The sequence below is a fragment of the Peribacillus sp. FSL M8-0224 genome, from assembly GCF_038003055.1.
GTDB lineage: Bacteria > Bacillota > Bacilli > Bacillales > DSM-1321 > Peribacillus > Peribacillus frigoritolerans.
This window is the reverse complement of sequence record NZ_JBBOOJ010000001.1, coordinates 4,623,917-4,640,469: the sequence shown is the minus strand read 5'-3', so window position 1 is coordinate 4,640,469 and position 16,553 is coordinate 4,623,917. Positions and strand designations below refer to the sequence as shown.

General features: G+C 44.1%; 9 protein-coding genes and 1 other annotated feature. Of the genes, 5 read left to right on the top strand and 4 right to left on the bottom strand.

Features of this window, described 5'->3' with window-relative positions; all coding sequences use genetic code 11:
- The first annotated feature begins 129 nt into the window (after positions 1-129).
- Positions 130-360, top strand: a binding site (T-box leader).
- A 53-nt stretch (positions 361-413) separates the two neighbouring features.
- The 3 genes from leuS to MKX49_RS22445 all read left to right on the top strand — a co-directional run bounded on the left by leuS (position 414) and on the right by MKX49_RS22445 (position 6,679).
- The gene (gene leuS / locus MKX49_RS22455; RefSeq protein ID WP_340877863.1) at positions 414-2,828 is read left to right on the top strand and encodes a leucine--tRNA ligase; all 2,415 of its coding nucleotides are present in this window, start codon (positions 414-416) and stop codon (positions 2,826-2,828) included.
- A gap of 335 nt (positions 2,829-3,163) precedes the next feature.
- Positions 3,164-6,331 carry an Ig-like domain-containing protein gene (locus MKX49_RS22450; protein WP_340877861.1) on the top strand — a complete coding sequence of 1,056 codons (3,168 nt, stop codon included), beginning with the start codon at positions 3,164-3,166 and terminating at the stop codon, positions 6,329-6,331.
- A 126-nt stretch (positions 6,332-6,457) separates the two neighbouring features.
- The gene (locus MKX49_RS22445) at positions 6,458-6,679 is read left to right on the top strand and encodes a hypothetical protein (protein ID WP_340877859.1); all 222 of its coding nucleotides are present in this window, start codon (positions 6,458-6,460) and stop codon (positions 6,677-6,679) included.
- 571 nt (positions 6,680-7,250) lie between these two features.
- On the opposite strand, the gene MKX49_RS22440 is transcribed toward MKX49_RS22445, so the two are convergent.
- The 3 genes from MKX49_RS22440 to MKX49_RS22430 all read right to left on the bottom strand — a co-directional run bounded on the left by MKX49_RS22440 (position 7,251) and on the right by MKX49_RS22430 (position 9,482).
- Positions 7,251-7,823: a hypothetical protein gene (locus MKX49_RS22440; RefSeq protein WP_340877857.1), complete on the bottom strand. Its 573-nt coding sequence runs from the start codon at positions 7,821-7,823 to the stop codon at positions 7,251-7,253.
- A 129-nt stretch (positions 7,824-7,952) separates the two neighbouring features.
- Complete coding sequence (locus tag MKX49_RS22435) at positions 7,953-8,447, bottom strand: spore coat protein (RefSeq protein ID WP_048686288.1); 495 nt, start codon at positions 8,445-8,447, stop codon at positions 7,953-7,955.
- Positions 8,448-8,579: 132 nt separating this feature from the next.
- On the bottom strand, positions 8,580-9,482 hold the full coding sequence (locus MKX49_RS22430) for a LysR family transcriptional regulator (protein WP_063589861.1): 903 nt from the start codon (positions 9,480-9,482) through the stop codon (positions 8,580-8,582).
- A 133-nt stretch (positions 9,483-9,615) separates the two neighbouring features.
- On the opposite strand from MKX49_RS22430, the gene gltB reads away from it, so the two are divergent.
- Complete coding sequence (gene gltB, locus MKX49_RS22425) at positions 9,616-14,166, top strand: glutamate synthase large subunit (protein WP_340877854.1); 4,551 nt, start codon at positions 9,616-9,618, stop codon at positions 14,164-14,166.
- A gap of 16 nt (positions 14,167-14,182) precedes the next feature.
- Positions 14,183-15,664 carry a glutamate synthase small subunit gene (gltD, locus tag MKX49_RS22420; protein WP_340877853.1) on the top strand — a complete coding sequence of 494 codons (1,482 nt, stop codon included), beginning with the start codon at positions 14,183-14,185 and terminating at the stop codon, positions 15,662-15,664.
- A gap of 250 nt (positions 15,665-15,914) precedes the next feature.
- On the opposite strand, the gene MKX49_RS22415 is transcribed toward gltD, so the two are convergent.
- Positions 15,915-16,508 (bottom strand): MEDS domain-containing protein, encoded by a 594-nt coding sequence (locus MKX49_RS22415; protein WP_340877852.1) that lies wholly within the window; start codon positions 16,506-16,508, stop codon positions 15,915-15,917.
- Positions 16,509-16,553: the final 45 nt, after the last annotated feature.

The window sequence follows — 16,553 nt, the reverse complement described above, 5'->3', positions numbered from 1 at the left end:
AATAGCTCCCTTTTTTGCACGAATTTTCCTGAATTCGCATATATAATGAAAAACCTGTCGATAATGTTTATGTACGGCTATTGCAATTATCGGTGAAATTGACTAGAATGAAATAAAATCAATATTCTCATAAAGACTATGATGAGGAATAGTAGCGGTTTAAACCAGTAAAGAGAGTTGACGGATGGTGCAAGTCAACCTGGGACGGTCGCGAACTCGCCTTGGAGTCCCGGGTGTGAATTAATAAGTAATGCCTGGCGTTTTAATCCATGTTACGGATGTTTTAAGCTGGGCGGATTTTAGCTATCGCCAATGTGGGTGGTACCGCGGGAAGATATACATAATCCTCTCGTCCCTATTTTGGGATGAGGGGTTTTTTATTGTTTTTTATACGGAAATTAGGAGGAAATCATATGAGTTTTGACCATAGAAGCATAGAAACGAAATGGCAAAAGTATTGGGAAGGCAATAAGACATTCAAAACGGGTGAAGAAAGCGGCAAACGCAAATTCTACGCGCTGGATATGTTCCCATATCCTTCAGGGGCTGGTCTTCATGTGGGGCACCCGGAAGGTTATACGGCAAGCGACATCCTGGCACGGATGAAACGGGCACAGGGGTATAATGTATTGCATCCGATCGGCTGGGACGCTTTTGGACTTCCGGCAGAGCAATATGCGATCGATACGGGAAATGATCCAGCTGAATTCACGGAGCACAACATCAATACGTTCCGCCGCCAAATCAAAGCCCTTGGTTTTTCTTATGACTGGGATCGTGAAATAAACACGACAGATCCCGACTATTACAAATGGACGCAATGGATCTTCTTGAAATTATATGAAAAGGGCCTTGCCTATATTGATGAAGTGGCCGTTAACTGGTGTCCTGCACTTGGCACGGTATTGGCGAATGAAGAAGTCATCGATGGGAAAAGTGAGCGTGGAGGCCATCCTGTTGAGCGCCGCCCAATGAAACAGTGGATGCTTCGCATCACGGCGTATGCTGATCGTTTAATCGACGATCTTAATGATGTGGATTGGCCGGAAAACATCAAGGATATGCAGCGTAACTGGATTGGCCGTTCCGAGGGAGCGGAGGTCACATTCAATATCGATGGCTTTGATGAAACATTCACGGTGTTCACGACTCGACCGGATACGTTATTCGGTGCAACATATGCCGTATTGGCACCTGAACATCCGTTTGTCGATAAAATTACGACGGCTGATCAAAGGGCGGCAGTTGAAGCCTATTTAGATGAAGTGAAACATAAAAGCGACTTGGAAAGAACAGACTTGGCAAAGGATAAATCAGGCGTGTTCACGGGGGCTTATGCGATTAACCCGGTAAACGGCGAAAAAATGCCGATCTGGATTGCCGATTATGTGTTGATCAGCTACGGAACAGGAGCAATCATGGCCGTTCCTGCCCATGATGAGCGAGATTATGAATTCGCAGTAAAGTTCGACTTGCCGATCAAGGAAGTCGTAGCTGGCGGAGACGTGACAAGTGAAGCATATACAGGCGATGGACTTCATGTGAATTCGGAATTCCTTGATGGGTTGAATAAGGAAGAAGCCATTTCGACCATGATCAAATGGCTGGAAGAAAAAGAAATCGGCACGAAAAAAATAACATACCGCCTTCGCGACTGGTTATTCAGCCGTCAGCGTTACTGGGGTGAACCGATTCCAATCATCCATTGGGAAGACGGCACGATGTCTCCAGTGAAGGAAGAAGAACTTCCATTGATTTTACCGAAAACTACGGACATCAAGCCTTCGGGTACAGGCGAATCACCTCTTGCGAACATATCGGAATGGGTGAATGTAACGGATGAAAACGGACGAAAAGGACGCCGTGAGACGAATACGATGCCGCAGTGGGCAGGAAGCAGCTGGTACTTCCTTCGTTATATCGATCCGGATAACAAAGAAGCACTTGCCGATCCTGAGAAATTAAAAGAATGGATGCCGGTCGACATTTATATTGGCGGCGCTGAGCATGCGGTGCTTCACTTGCTTTACGCTCGTTTCTGGCATAAATTCCTGTACGATATCGGTGTCGTGCCAACGAAGGAACCGTTCCAGAACCTATTTAACCAAGGAATGATCCTTGGCGAGAATAATGAAAAAATGAGTAAATCAAAAGGGAATGTCGTGAACCCGGATGATATCGTTGAAAGCCATGGTGCCGATACACTTCGCATGTACGAAATGTTCATGGGGCCATTGGATGCTTCGATTGCCTGGTCCACAAACGGATTGGACGGTTCCCGCCGATTCCTTGACCGTATCTGGCGTTTATTAGTCAACGATGATGGTACGATCACAGATAAGATGACCGAAACGGATGACACGGGCAAGCTTGAAAAAGTCTATCATCAAACGGTTAAAAAAGTGACCGAGAACTATGAGGAATTGAAATTCAATACGGCGATTTCACAATTGATGGTATTCATTAATGATGCTTATAAAGCGGATTCGCTTCCTAAGGTGTATATCGAAGGCTTCGTAAAGCTGCTTGCACCAGTTGCACCTCATATCGCCGAGGAGCTTTGGTCTAAACTGGGCCATTCCGAGAGCATCACGTACGGAACATGGCCGGCTTTCGACGAAGCGAAGTTAGTGGATAACGAAGTCGAAATCGTCATCCAAATCAACGGAAAAGTCAAAGCGAAATTAATGGTGCCGACTGACACTACGAGAGAAAAACTGGAAGAAATCGCGATGGGTGATGATTCCATCAAAGAACAAATCGATGGGAAAACCGTTCGTAAAGTGATTGCCGTACCAGGTAAATTAGTCAATATCGTCGCAAACTAAATAAAAATGATTGGAAGCTGTCCCGCATATTTTTACTGCTGGGACAGCTTTTTTTCGTGGCATTGGCTGACCATGGGAATTAGGTCATGTTAGGATTCTCACCGATTTAAATCTATTAGCGATCAATCTGCCAATTAGGCATACTATCGTCATGAGAGGAACATCGGAACGCAAATATCTTGCTTAATTGGTTCATGCGAATCATTTTTCAGCTCTATGGCCAAATAAATCAAGCATTTGACATAAAAAAGGGAAAAAATTGGTTGATAAAATTTTACAGTGTGATAGTTTGGTATAGTACTGTTATTTTTTAACCAATTATTGGAGGGAAAACCGTGAAATTTAAGAATGTGAGTCGAATTACGGCGTGTGCACTTATTTTTGCACTGATTTTCAGCTTGATGGTTCCACTGAATTCTCAAGCAGCAGCAGCAGCACCCATTGAAAATGTAAAAGCGATTAAAAATGGGGACACACTGGACGGAAAGTTTGAAAAACCGGATGTTCAATGGTACCAAATCAGTCCCACAACAGAAGAAGTACAAAAGTTCTCCCATATTGAGTTCGAAGTCAATTCGGACAAAATCTTGAATATCTCCGTATATCAAGATAAAGAAAAAGCAGAAAAAGATGAGAGCAATTATATGGTCTCTTCTTATCCTGATGAAAAAGCTGTAGTCGATTTCCCATATGCTTGGGAAGGCACATATTATGTTAAAGTTGAATATTTCGGCGATACGGATGATGAGGGAAATCCCATTCCGGATGCGGAAAATGTAGCTGAATACTCCATCAATGCGCATTCAGTGACATTGCCGCCATCTGCCGGGGACGAAGGGGAGGAGCTTGAATCTTGCCCGGTTGAAGTGAGTGTAAACGATAAGAAAACGGGAGAATCCATGTTGAAAACACTCCGCGTGTTTAGAGATGAAGTTCTCACGAAGTCATCTGAGGGACGTACCCTTTCCTCTTTATACTATAAAGCTTCGCCATTCCTGGCCCTTCATCTGGCTGGTAATAAAACGGCAAGGGAAGCCGTTTATAATCACTTAGTCGAGATTAAGCCCCTTATCGAGGATCTTAATGAAAATGGAGCAAGCAGTACGGCAGTCATTAGCAACAAGCAGCAAGAAGCGATCAAGGCCTTATTCAAAAAGTCGGCAGATGTTGTTCCGGCTGGATTGAAAAAGGATATGGACGCCATTGCAAAGAAAATCAACCTTGATAAGCTTGCGGGTGAGAGAATCGTCGATATCGCAAGCAAAGCGGGAATCGAACTTCCTGCTTCGAAAAATGTAAAGAACAAATATATCGTCAAACTTAAACCAGGGAAGTCATTAAGCGCTGTCCAATCCAAGATAAGCGGAAAAGGATATGGAACATTATCGGCACCTAAGCAACAAGAGGTTCTGTATGATGATATGTATGTCGTCGAGTTAAAGAACCAAGCTAAAATGAGCACAGCAGCTCTATCCGGTATCGAAAAACTTCCAGAAGTGGAATATATCGAAGCGGTAAAAACGTACAAAGCACTTTCTGCCGACATTCAATCACCGTATCAATGGTCTTTGAATAACGCCGGCGGGGAAGAAGGCGTAAAGGGAGCGGACATCGATAACGAAAAACTGCAGAACCTTATTAAGAAACGCAATTTAAAAGATACGTTGGTAGCCGTTATCGACACAGGTGTCGATGATTCACTTGCGGATCTACAGAGTGTCGTTGAAATGGAGTCAGGTAAGAATTTCATCGATAAGAAAGAAAAAGCAATAGATGACAATGGCCATGGTACACATGTATCCGGAATCATCGCTGCCAAAGCAGATAACGGTTATTCCATGCAAGGAATCAATCCGGCAGCTAAAATCATGCCTGTGAAGGTCTTGGACTCTTCAGGATTTGGAGACAATGAGAAAATTGCACTAGGCATTAAATATGCCGTGGATCATGGTGCAAAGGTCATAAACCTTAGCTTGGGCGGAGAATATAGCAGGACGATCGAATATGCCTTGAAACATGCCGCTGCCAAGAATGTAATGGTTGTCGTGGCAAGCGGTAATGATGGGATGGAAGGTCTTTCTTATCCTGCATCATCAAAATACGCCATATCCGTCGGTGCAACCAATGCCCTTGATTTAGTATCCGATTATTCCAATTATGGATCGAAGTTGGACATGGTCGCACCAGGGACAGCCATCCCAAGCCTTGTGCCTAACGGGAATGTTACTTACATGGATGGTACATCAATGGCAGCTCCCCATGTTGCGGCAGCTACAGCCTTATTATTATCCGGAAATCCTGGGTTGAAAGTGAATGAAGTAAGGGAAATCCTTCATGAGACATCGGAATATGTCGCTTTTGAAGAAGAAGATAATGTAGACCCTTATGAGGACTATGTACCGGAAGATGGCGAAATCATCATACCGGAAGAAGAACTTCCTGTCGGAAAAGATTTAGTCTCTGGATACGGAAGATTGAATGCGTACAGTGCACTTAGTGCAGTGGACTTGAATGCTAAAGTAAATCTTGTGATGGATACGCAAACAAAACTGACTGGTTCAGCTAAAAAAGGTTCAGTAATCGAAGTGAAAAGCGGAAGCAAAACACTCGGTAAAGGAACGGCGTCAGCCAACGGAACGTTCAGCGTTACGATTCCGGTCCAAAAAGCTGAGCAGCTGCTTACTGTGAATATCTCTGATTCTTCCAAACTAGCAGTATCTTCAATCAAAGTATTCGTGAATAAGGGTGCAACCCCTAACAAGCCAACTGTCAAAGCTTTAAGTGACAAAGATACGTATGTAACGGGTCAATCGCAAGTGGACATGAAAATCTCGATCAAAAATAGTGCCAAAAAAGTGATTGGTTCAGGTAACACGGACAGCAAAGGGAATTTCAAAGTGAAAATCAGCAAGCAAAAGGCCGGAACTAAACTTTCAGTCACGGCTACAGACTTAGCAAAACGTGAAAGCAAGGCGGCAACCGTGACGGTTCTCGATAAAACCGCCCCGGATGCACCGAAAGTGAATGAAGTAAGCGATAAAGCTACTTCAGTAACTGGTAAAGCGGAAATCGGTTCAACCGTTACCGTGAAGCACAGCAATAAAAACATCGGAACGGCAAAAGCTGATAGTAAGGGGAACTTCTCCATTAAAATCAGCAAGAAAAAAGCTGGCTCCGCATTATACGTCTCAGCAAAAGACAAAGCGGGCAATACAGGAAAAGCAGCTAAAGTAACGGTTAAAGATAAAACCGCTCCAGGTACACCGAAAGTGAATGAAGTAAACGATAAAGCAACAAAAGTAACTGGTAAAGCGGAAATCGGTTCAACCGTTACCGTGAAGTACAGCAATAAAAACATCGGAACGGCAAAAGCTGATAGTAAGGGGAACTTCTCCATCAAAATCAGCAAGAAAAAAGCAGGCTCCGCATTATACGTCTCAGCAAAAGACAAAGCGGGCAATACAGGGAAAGCAGCAAAAGTAACCGTTAAAAAATCTAAATAAATAGTATGTGAAGGCCGTTTAACTACATGTTAAACGGCCTTTTTTTGTGAGCGCGGTGTTTTTGCTATGAGCGTGCCTTTTCCGAGCTGTGATGCTAGAAAATGATTTGTCATGTGCATTTTCTTCATGATGTCAGATTTGGCATGTCCCATTTTAATTATGAAACTTCACATACTCGCCGTTCGCTTGCAAACGATTCAATGGGATATCGACGAAAAAGTGAAAAAGCCAATCGTGATCGAACTTAAAAAGGGCTATAACGTATATATCGATAAAACGGGAAAAGATGGTTACATATCGAATGAAGGTGATCTGGTATTGGAGAGAGAAATAATGAGGACTGAGTAATTTAAGGTGATTTAATACCAGCTTAATTGAGTGATAAGTTTTCTTAGATTCAAATTCCATGATCGTTTCTTAAAATGATAATATTTATTTACTTCCGAAATGATAAGGAATCAAGCGCAAAAGCGGATTCCTTATTTCAAATGTATATACCGAGGGCGGGATTTTCGAGGGTCCATATATCCACCGGTTATTTGATGTCCGAGAGAGCTCGCAATGACTACTGCTGCAAAGAGGAGGATGATTTTCTTCAAATTAATGATCTTCTTTCCGTTTTATTATTTTTAAAGATTACACCCAAATACCTCTTCCTTCAACCCCTTTTTAAAATGTAGAAAAATTTACTACCATCCTATAACTTGGACTGACTCAACTATCAAATGAGCAAAATCAGTCATCCAATGTTTTTTTTCATCTTTAACCATTAGATGACAAACATTTTTTGATTCTTCAAATGCCTCATTTACTTTCTAGAATTCATAGGGTTTAACGTTCAACTTTTGCAATAGTATCGTGTTAAAACAAACTTGCCCCTGCATTTGTCAGCTCATTTAGTAAATTCACTTCTTAGAAGTTAGACCACATCGTATTCCTTCAACTCGTCCATATGGCTATCACTATCGCCATGAAAATCAGTGGGAAGTGAATGTATGCCTTCCTGATTGCTTGAATAACAAATGCTCGCCAATACTGGCTTGTTATCTTTCTTTATAACGATTTTATCTGGACTGCCCGATACGCTGGCATCCTTCTTTTCGATTTTTTCAGGATAAGTAAACGTATCCGTACCATCATGGTTTTGAATGCTGACGTTGAACATCGATCGTTTTTGATCATCATCCGTTTTCGATGTCGTAAAGATGATTGTCCCATTCTTTTCAATCCCCGTTGTCATGCGTCCCATTTCAGGTTCGACAAGTTTGCCAAATTCATATTTTTCGACCCAGACGGACATCTCCTTGTATGTATCATCCACACTGAAATCGATAAGAAAGGAATGTTCACTTGAATTCTCGAGGATGGCTTTCTCCCTTGCTGTCAGCTCTGGAACTGAAAGGATATTCTCGGATTTTTGATCATCGGCCTTACAAGCAACTAAAGAAAAGGAGAGCAGGGATAGGATGATGGATAAATAGATCTTTTTCATGATTTTCACCCCTTGAACACTAATAACCTAATTAAATCCAATTCTTATATATTATAACATTATAATGAAAAACGGAATCGGAACGCGGCAAAAAAGGCAAGCAATCGGTATGCTTGCCTTTTTTCGCATTTAGAAAGGTTGGGAAAGAGCCTTATTGGCAACATCGACGTCATTTTGAAGCAATTGGTTCAAATCGTAAGCAGGATAGAGGTTTCTTTCATAAAGGTAGTTGAATATCTTGGCATGGGTATCGATGGCTCCATTTAAATGTTTCTTAAATACCTTTCGAAGGGAAGGGGTGGCTGTTTCCGTAATCGCCATTGCGTAATTTTTGATAGATGATTTGGCAAAGCCCAGCAATTCCCCGGCAGCGGCGGCCGATGCGTCATCCCTTGATACATCGTCGTCCCTACCTGTTTTAGGCGTCAACGGGTAAAATTGCAGCAGCTCCATGATGTTTTGGGTAAGGGTGTCGATCGTTTGCTTATATATCGTTTTTAGAATGGGGTCTTTTATTTTTGGATAGGCTTTTTTGAATTTCATAAGGGCATTGGACTGGGCGGCGACCAACTCATGAAGCTCGAGTGTTTCATGCCAAGCAAGATGTGAATGGGTGGGTTGCATGTAAATTCCTCCTGAACGAATAATCTTGATACATTATTCGTTCAGTGGGCTATAGGTAAGTTGTCTAGTGAAATATTTATGGGAAGATCTGTCCCATCTTCAATTTCCATTAACAGTTTTGAAGGCCATGTTTTATTGATATTGTTCGAGAACAGAGAAGAACTTTTTGGCAAATTGGTAAAAAAGTTTTTCTGATGGAGCCAAGTCCCTGTTTTTAGGAGTGATGATGCCGACCGTCCGTTTGACTTCGGGTGTATCGATCGGGATCTTGACAGTGAGTCTTGGAATGACTTCATAAAAGGTACTGTCAGGGAGCAGACTGACTCCGATTCCGGCAGAAACGAGCCCTTTTATGGAATCCATGTCTTCACCTTCCGAGGCGATGTTCGGTGTGAAACCGGCTGCTTTGCACGCTTCGAGAGCGATAGTGTGAAAGATATATCCTTTTGGAAACAAGACGAAGGGATCATTTCTTAAATCACTTAGGCGCACACTCTTCCTATCAGCCAATGGGTGAGTGATTGGCAATAAAGCGGATATGTTTTCCGTGAATAGGATATGACCCTCGATATCTGGATCGTTTGTCGGGATCGGTCCAAGGAAGGCTAATCCGATTTCGCGATTTTTGACAGCTTCCTTTAAAGAGGAATAAGATCCCTGTCTTAAGTGGAAGCCGATATTCGGCTGCTCATCTTTAAAAGCGGAAATGACGGTAGGCAGTAAATGGGTGGAGAGGCTCGTCGGGAACCCGATTTTAATGCTTCCGTGTTCAGGGTCCAAAAACTCCTCAATTTGATATTTGGCATATTCAATCGCCTGTATCGCCGTTTTGGCATGGATCAAGAAAATTTTACCAATTGGGGTTAACTGGATATTCCGGCCGATTTTCTCGAATAAAAGTACGCCAAGCTCATCTTCCAGTCTGGAGATTTGCCGGCTGATTGCTGATTGTGCGATATGCAGGTGTTCTGCGGCTTCTGAGACGTGTTCCCTCTCGGCGACTTCAACAAAATAACGTAATTGTCGTAGTTCCATTTATTCATCCTCCTGCCATTCATCTCAAATTGAGATGGATTCTACTAGAATTATATATTGTTTATATCGATTTGAAAACCTAGAATAAATGTAAGTGACATAACGGTGTAAGAATACGATGGGGGCGATTAATATGACATACAATCAAATACCAAAAGCACGAGGGCTCTACCATCCTGAATTTGAACATGATGCATGTGGGATCGGTTTATACGCTCATTTAAAAGGGCTTGCTACACATGACATCGTCAAACAAGGACTGAATATGCTGTGCCAATTAGATCATCGCGGCGGACAAGGCAGCGATCCCCTTACAGGAGATGGCGCAGGATTAATGGTACAGATTCCTGATGAATATTTCAGGCTGGCATGCCCGGAAATGAATTTGCCGGCAAAAGGACGCTATGGTGTAGGCATGCTCTTTTTCTCTAACAATGATGATGAACGGAATGAAATCGAAGCTCGTTTGAATGCATTTATCGAACAAGAGGGCCAAACGTTATTAGGCTGGAGAACGGTTCCTGTTGATGCAACGAAAATCGGGGAGGTCGGCAAGGAGACATGTCCGACGATCCGCCAAGTATTCATCGGGGCAAGCGTAGAGATGACCGATGATTTAGCTTTTGAGCGTAAATTGTTCGTTATTAGAAAACAAGCTGAAAACTGGGCCCGGGAACGCGGCAATCGTTTTTATTTTGCCAGCCTTTCAAGTGCTACGATCGTATACAAAGGATTGTTGACGCCAGAGCAGGTGGATGCTTTTTATCTTGATCTCCAACAGGAGTCTTTCGTTTCCGCTTTCGCTTTAGTGCATTCCCGCTTCAGTACGAATACTTTTCCTAGCTGGGAACGGGCACATCCAAACCGTTACCTGATCCATAATGGTGAAATCAATACGCTTAGAGGTAATGTGAATTGGATGAAAGCGCGTGAGCAGCAGTTTGTTTCGGAAGCATTCGGGGATGACCTGCAAAAGGTCCTGCCTATTCTGGATATAGACGGCAGTGATTCCTCGATTCTTGATAATGCACTTGAATTCTTCGTGCTTGCCGGGCGTAAACCGGCACATGCGGCGATGATGCTCATTCCTGAACCGTGGACGGAAAATCCGCATATGACGAAGGAAAAGAAAGCATTTTACGAATATCATAGCATGCTCATGGAGCCATGGGATGGACCGACGGCCATATCCTTTACGAATGGCAAGCAAATCGGCGCCATCCTTGATCGAAATGGTTTAAGGCCGGCAAGGTATTATGTAACAAAAGATGATTACATCATTTTCTCCTCTGAAGTCGGCGTGATCGATGTGGAGCCGGAGAATGTATTATATAAAGATCGTTTAAGCCCAGGCAGAATGCTTTTAATAGATTTAGAGGAAGGCCGTATTGTTTCCGATGAAGAGATCAAGTCGGAAATGGCGCAGGAAAATCCATACCAGCAATGGCTGGACGAACAGCTTGTTCAATTAAGTGACGAAGAACCTGTCCTCGAAGGGGAGCCTTTGAGTGATTTATTATTCAGGCAAAAAGCGTTCGGATACACGTATGAAGATGTCCAAAAGTATTTACTGCCGGTCATTAACGAAGGTAAAGATCCACTGGGCAGCATGGGCAATGACATTCCGTTAGCGGTCTTATCAGATCGCCCGCAATCGCTTTTCAACTATTTCAAACAATCTTTTGCACAGGTAACCAACCCGCCGATCGATTCGCTGCGTGAACAGATCGTCACGTCAACGATGACATTTCTCGGTGCGGAAGGAGATTTGCTGAAGCCGGATGAAACGAACAGCCGCCGCATTCAATTGGATTCACCTGTTTTGACGCCAGGTCAAATGCAGCAGTTGAAAGAAAATGCCTATCCTGAATTCAGGAGCAAAGTCATTCACACTTTATTTTCAGAAGATTTAGAGAGTGGACTCGATCGCATCTGCCGTGAAGCGGAACAAGCGATCGCTGATGGTGTCAGCCTTTTGATATTATCTGACAAGGATATGAGCAAAGAAAAAGCTGCGATTCCTTCCCTGCTGGCTGCGAGCGCCCTTCATCAAGAGCTGATCCGCCATGGTAACCGTACGAAGGTGAGCATTATCGTTGAATCGGGGGAAGCAAGGGAAGTCCATCATTATGCATCCCTAATCGGGTATGGAGTGGATGCGATTTACCCGTATCTTGCCTATGAAACATATAAGCAGGCGGTATTGGAAGGCAGTTTGGCCACCAGCTACGAAGAAACGGTAAGGAAATATGTAAGCTCTGTGACAGAAGGCATCGTAAAAGTGATGTCGAAAATGGGGATTTCAACGATTCAAAGTTATCGCGGCGCACAAATTTTCGAAGCGGTCGGAATCGGTGCTGATGTGATCGAACGCTATTTCAGCGGTACGGCATCGCAGCTTAGTGGGATCGATTTGGTAACGATCGCAGATGAAGCGTTGATTCGCCATAGGAAAGCTGCAGCCGATTCCCTTGATGAAACGCTTGAAAGCGGAAGTGACTTTCAATGGAGAAAAACAGGGGAACATCATGCTTTCAATCCTAAAACGATCCATACATTGCAATGGGCGTGCCGGAAAGGCGATTATAATTTATTTAAGCAATATTCAAACTTGGCGAATGAAGAGAGACTCGGGTTTTTACGGAATTTATTCTCGTTCGATCAAAAACGCCAAAGCATTTCAATAGATGAAGTGGAATCCGTGGAATCCATCGTCAGCCGATTCAAAACGGGTGCGATGTCATTCGGTTCATTGAGTCAGGAAGCACATGAAACATTAGCGATTGCGATGAACCGTTTAGGCGGAAAAAGCAATAGCGGTGAAGGCGGGGAGCACCCTAGCCGTTACCAACTTGATGAAAACGGCGATAATCGCCGCAGCGGTATTAAACAAATTGCGTCCGGCCGTTTTGGAGTGAAAAGCCATTACCTTGTTAATGCCGATGAACTTCAAATCAAAATGGCGCAAGGTGCTAAGCCGGGTGAAGGCGGCCAGCTGCCCGGGAACAAAGTATATCCTTGGGTTGCAGAGGTCCGCGGTTCCACACCGGGTGTCGGCCTGATTTCACCGCCTCCGCATCACGATATCTATTCGATTGAAGATTTGGCACAGCTGATCCATGATTTGAAAAATGCGAACCGTGATGCCAGGATCAGCGTCAAGCTTGTGTCAAAAGCAGGCGTAGGCACGATTGCAGCCGGCGTGGCCAAAGGAGCCGCAGATGTCATCGTTATCAGCGGGTACGATGGCGGTACGGGTGCATCACCAAAAACGAGTATCAAACATACTGGTCTTCCTTGGGAGCTGGGTCTTGCCGAAGCACACCAAACATTGATGCTGAATGGCCTGCGCAGCCGTGTTGTCCTTGAAACGGATGGGAAGTTAATGACGGGACGCGATGTGGTCATGGCAGCTATCCTTGGAGCGGAAGAATTCGGCTTTGCTACAGCACCGCTTGTGGTCCTAGGCTGTGTCATGATGCGTGCTTGCCATTTGGATACTTGTCCTGTCGGGGTAGCTACCCAAAACCCTGAACTTCGCAGCAAATTCACTGGAGATGCGGATCATGTCGTGAATTTCATGCGCTTCATCGCTGAGGAAGTCCGGGAAACGATGGCTGAGCTTGGCTTTAGAACACTGGAAGAAATGGTCGGCCGCACTGATGTTTTACAAGTGAGCGAGCGGGCGCAAAACCATTGGAAAGCGAAGCATCTGGACTTGACGACACTTCTTTTCCAACCGGAGGGGATTCGTACGTATCAACTTCCTCAAAACCATAAAATAGAAGAATCTTTGGATATCCGTGAGATTTTACCTGTTGTGGAGCCTGCTTTAAATGACCAAACCCAGGTGGATGTCAGCTTCCCGATTACCAACGTGAACCGTGTGGTCGGAACGATTGTCGGCAGTGAAGTATCCAAACGCTACGGTGAGGAAGGGTTGCCTGAAGATACGATTACACTTCGTTTTACAGGATCGGCGGGCCAGAGCTTTGGAGCGTTCATTCCAAAAGGGATGTCGATGTATTTGACTGGTGATGTGAATGACTATGTTGGGAAAGGCTTATCTGGCGGGAAGATCATTGTCACGGCACCTTCTGGCAATCAGATCGAGGCCGGGGACAATGTAATTGCCGGAAATATCGCCTTATATGGTGCAACAAGCGGCGAGGCCTACATTAATGGCCGTGCGGGAGAACGATTTGCCGTACGGAACAGTGGAGTCAATGTCGTCGTTGAAGGAATAGGAGACCATGGCTGTGAGTATATGACAGGCGGACGCGTGGTCATTCTGGGTGACGTCGGCAAAAACTTTGCGGCAGGCATGTCAGGCGGCATCGCTTATGTACTTGCTGATGATGCAGAAGAATTCAAGGCATTATGCAATGGTGAAATGATAGAATTCGAGACGCTTGATGATATGGGTGATGCCAACGAGGTAAAAGAAATGCTTTACAGCCACCTTCATTATACAGAAAGTGCCAAAGCATCGTATGTACTGGAGAACTGGGAGGATTTCGCCAAGAAATTCGTAAAAGTCATTCCGAAAGATTACAAACGGATGATCAAAAGCATCAATGAGCAGAAGCGTGCAGGGCTAACGGATGAAGAAGCGATCATGAGTGCATTCCAAGCAAATGCCGTTCAAGATAAAAAAATCACTAAACAAGCTGTGATGCAGTAAGAAAGGGGAGAGAAAGATGGGAAAAGCAACAGGATTTATGGATTATCCGCGAGAAAAACCAAAAGACCGGAATCCTCTCACTCGTTTAAACGACTGGAGAGAGTATACAGCTCCTTTCTCTGATGAAAAGTTAAGTACACAGGGAGCGCGGTGTATGGACTGCGCTACCCCTTTCTGCCATATGGGCATGGAATTGAACCGAGTCACTACGGGCTGTCCGATTCATAATCTTATTCCGGAGTGGAATGATTTGGTGTACCGCGGCAGATGGAAAGAAGCATTGGACCGTTTATCGAAAACGAATAATTTCCCTGAATTCACCGGGCGCGTCTGCCCGGCCCCTTGTGAAGGGTCTTGTACGGTAGCGATAAGCGATCCTGCCGTTACCATCAAGAACATAGAACGGACCATCATCGATAAAGGATTTGAAAATGGCTGGATAACGCCTCGCATCCCTGAAAGCAGGACCGGCAAGAAAATTGCCATCATCGGTTCAGGCCCGGCAGGATTGGCGAGTGCCGACCAGTTGAATCAAACAGGTCATTCGGTCACGGTTTATGAGCGCTCAGACCGTGCAGGCGGGCTGTTGACATACGGAATCCCGAACATGAAACTTGAAAAGGATATCGTTGCACGCCGAATCAAATTATTGACCCAGGAAGGCATCGATTTCATTACCAATACAGAAGTTGGCAAAGATATAACAGCCGAAGAACTGAAAGATCAGTATGATGCAGTCATCCTTTGCACAGGTGCCCAAAAGCAGCGTGACCTGGTAATTGAAGGACGTGAGGCATCAGGCATTCACCTTGCAATGGATTACTTGACTACATCGACTAAAAGCCTGCTGGATTCCAATTTTGAAGACGGCAAGTTTATAGACACGAAGGGGAAGGACGTCATCGTAATCGGCGGCGGGGATACAGGAGCTGACTGTGTCGCAACTGCCCTTCGCCAGGGATGTAAGAGCGTCGTACAATTCGGGAAGCATCCGATCCTTCCGACAGCCCGTACATCTGATAATATGTGGCCAGCCTACCCGAATGTCTTTTCCCTTGATTATGCGTATGAAGAAGCGGAAGCGAAATTTGGTGCAGATCCGCGTCAATATTCAATCCAAACAAAAAAAATCGTCGCCGATGAAAATGGCAACGTTAAAGAACTGCACACAATCTCCATGGAAAAAATCAAAGGCGATGACGGAATGTACATTTTCAGGGAAGTTCCTGGAACTGAAAAAGTATGGCCTGCACAATTCGTTTTCATCGCAATCGGATTTGAAGGAACGGAAATGCCGCTATTAACTCAATTTGGCGTAGAAACAGTCAATCAAAAAATTGATGCCGTCTATGGCGAATACAGAACGAATGTCGAAGGGGTTTTCGCTGCCGGAGATGCAAGAAGAGGGCAAAGCCTCATCGTTTGGGCAATCAATGAAGGCCGAGAAGTGGCAAGAGAAGTGGACCGCTACTTGATGGGCGCAACCGTATTGCCTTAATTTCAAAAAAAGAAGTGCCATTATGGCGCTTCTTTTTTTCTGTGGTGGGAAATATGTGCCCGCGAGTAAATGCCCCGAATTCTCGAGTAAAACGCCGAACTCACGAGTAAAAGAGCCGAATTCACGAGTAAAATGCCGAAACTCACGAGTAAATGTACAAAACTCACGAGTAAATGCCTCGAATTCACGAAATGCAACGGAAAAAACACGCTTAGGGGAATTCCTATGCGTGTAAGTGTATTATTTCAAGCTAAATGGGCAAGTATTGTTCACAGATGATGATATCATCGTCTTTTAGAACATAAGGATGTGTTTCCAGCAGGATGGTTTTCAGGTAGTCTGGCATCCTTTCACCTTTGTACGCACAAATTAATGGAAATGACAGCAGATTTACAGCTTTGTCTACTGTTCTCTCAAACTCCTCTATGATATGCAGGGGCTCTTCCAAGGTTGCCCATTCCACATGTGCCCATGATCGGAAAGAGATTTTATTATCTACATAGGGCTGTACCGTTTTATTAAAGTATTCTTCGATTGCAGGAGGATGGTAACTGCCGCTTGAGCAATAGAAATCGAAGTTGTTCACAAAGTGAAGGAGCTCCATTTGATCTTTCGTTAACCGAGTGCTTAGTTCTTTATGAATAATGGGGTAAATACGGTCATTTTCAACAAGAATGACGTAATCTCCCGCCATGATGCCATCTTGGATATAACTTAAAACTTGTTTAATGTAATTTTCCATTTCATTATAGGAATACAGCACATGAATATTTTTTTGATCTTCGAACAACTGATTCATTTTGCTTTTCAATATATCAATCCTTCTTTCATGTATCGCTTCCATTATACTAGAATCCCATAGCAGGACAAAATGAGAGTTTTTTTAACA